Here is a 1,977-nt window from a genome sequence, read left to right as displayed (position 1 = left end):
CTCTGGATGTTCTACCAGGGGTGTGGTGAAGTAGCTAGCAATTGCCTCTGTAGTCAGATCATCAGGAGTTGGCCCTAGTCCACCCGTAAAGATCAAAATCTGAGCACGATCGCTGGCAATGGCGATCGCCTGTTGAAGGCGCTCCATGTTATCACCTACCACCGTTTGAAAATAATGGGGGATACCCAACGCAGCAAGCTGCTGAGCCAGATATTGAGCATTACTGTTGAGAATATCCCCCAGCAGCAGTTCTGTACCAACACAAATTACCTCTGCCCCTAAGCCCATAGTTCGCCCTTTTAAGTGGTCATGAGTCAAGCGTAAAGGGTGATGGATAAAGAGTAAAGGGTGAAACAATGAGCCACAAATTGAGAATGTTAATGACCTTGCCAACGACGTAGGGGAACGCAGTCGATGTCTAGTTGATCGAGTGCACGGGCAACCACAAAATCTACTAAGTCTGTAATTGACTGGGGATGGTGATACCAGGCAGGGATAGCAGGGACAATGCGGGCACCAGCTTCGGCTAGGGCAGTGAGGTTGCGCAAGTGAATCAGGCTAAGGGGAGTTTCTCGCGGGACGACGACCAACTTGCGTCCTTCCTTGAGCTGCACATCGGCAGCCCGCTCTAGAAGGTCAGAACTCATGCCCGCAGCCAGTTTGGCAACAGTACTCATGCTACAGGGGATGACCAACATTCCCAAAGTCCGAAAGGATCCACTGGCGATCGTGGCTCCGACATCACCCCAAGCATGGCAGATGAGCTTTCCACTCTGGGCTACCCCTGCTTGGTCACGCCAAAAGTGCTCCTGTTGGGTAGGTTCAGCGGGCATCCGGATCCCCTGCTCAGCTTGCCAAACCATGTAGGCAGCCTTGGAGGCCACCAACTCAATAGCATAATCAGCCTCTAGCAAAAATTTCAGCGATCGTACAGCATAGATCAGTCCAGACGCACCAGAAACTCCCAAAATCAGCGGACGACTAATAGTCATGGGTCACTTCCTTCTAGAACCGCAGTTAGGTCAACATAGCATCTGGATACTAGAGAAGTTGCACTTCATTGTGGAATTGTGGAACAGTACACTGACATTCGGCGGCAGAGCCTAAAGCATAACCTCTAGAACCTAAACCCTAACACCTAGCACCTAACCCCTAGCACCTAGAACCTAACACCTATTAGTCAATTGCTCAGCAGCGTTGAACCATTGGCGTTGAATACCCATAGTGACCAGGAGGGCAGTAACAAGATTTGCCAGAGCCAGCATGAACATGATCAACATTTGGTAGGCAGCAGCATCGAGGGGGCTAATGCCACCCAGCAGTTGGCCAGTAATAGTGCTAGGGAGGGTGACAAGACCAACAACGGTCATAGTATTGATCATAGGGATCATACTGGCACGGACAGCCTCACGGCGATAGGTGATGGTGGCTTGGTGAGCAGTAGCCCCTAGGCTGAGGTGAGTTTCAATATCTAGGCGACTAGACTGGAGCTGGTTAACAAGGTGTTCTCCAGCGATCGCCGCTGCATTCATAGCATTGCCAAGGACGATGCCGCCCAGGGGAATCAAGTATTGGGGAGAATACCAAGGTTGGGAGCGCACCACCAGGGTAATAGTGTAAAGCAAGGTCAACACCGTGCTAGTAAGCATAGAAAGGATAACGATCAACACCAGTCGAGGCATAGTTGGACTGATGCGGTTGCGAGCGGTGATAGCAGCAACTACGAGCATTGCTACTAGAATGCCCACTACCAGCCATGGACTTTGGATTTGGAAGACGGCGGCCAGCAAAACTCCAACAACTAAGAGCTGAATGATTGTGCGCCCACTGGCAACGACCAAATTCCATGCCAAGTCAAGACGCTGCCAAATCGAGAGGCCGATCGCCATAATCACCATACCTAGGGCAATGGCAAGGTCAACTAAGGTCAAGGGTTGAATTGGCATCGGATAAACCTTGGATCAGCAGTTGAATTCA

Annotated in this window: 3 protein-coding genes; all 3 read right to left on the bottom strand. The window is 50.9% G+C overall.

The window, feature by feature from the left end; translation table 11 throughout:
- On the bottom strand, window positions 1-288 hold a 288-nt coding region (locus NZ772_18100; protein MCS6815468.1), incomplete at its 3' end, for a molybdopterin-binding protein.
- Window positions 289-377: 89 nt separating this feature from the next.
- Entirely contained in the window at window positions 378-992 is a 615-nt protein-coding gene (locus NZ772_18095; GenBank protein ID MCS6815467.1) for a UbiX family flavin prenyltransferase, read from the bottom strand.
- Between the two features lie 174 nt (window positions 993-1,166).
- Window positions 1,167-1,946 (bottom strand): iron export ABC transporter permease subunit FetB, encoded by a 780-nt coding sequence (gene fetB / locus NZ772_18090; protein ID MCS6815466.1) that lies wholly within the window; start codon window positions 1,944-1,946, stop codon window positions 1,167-1,169.
- Window positions 1,947-1,977 lie beyond the last annotated feature (31 nt).

This window comes from Cyanobacteriota bacterium (assembly GCA_025054735.1).
Lineage (GTDB): Bacteria > Cyanobacteriota > Cyanobacteriia > SKYG9 > SKYG9 > SKYG9.
This window is presented reverse-complemented; position numbering and strand designations above follow the sequence as displayed.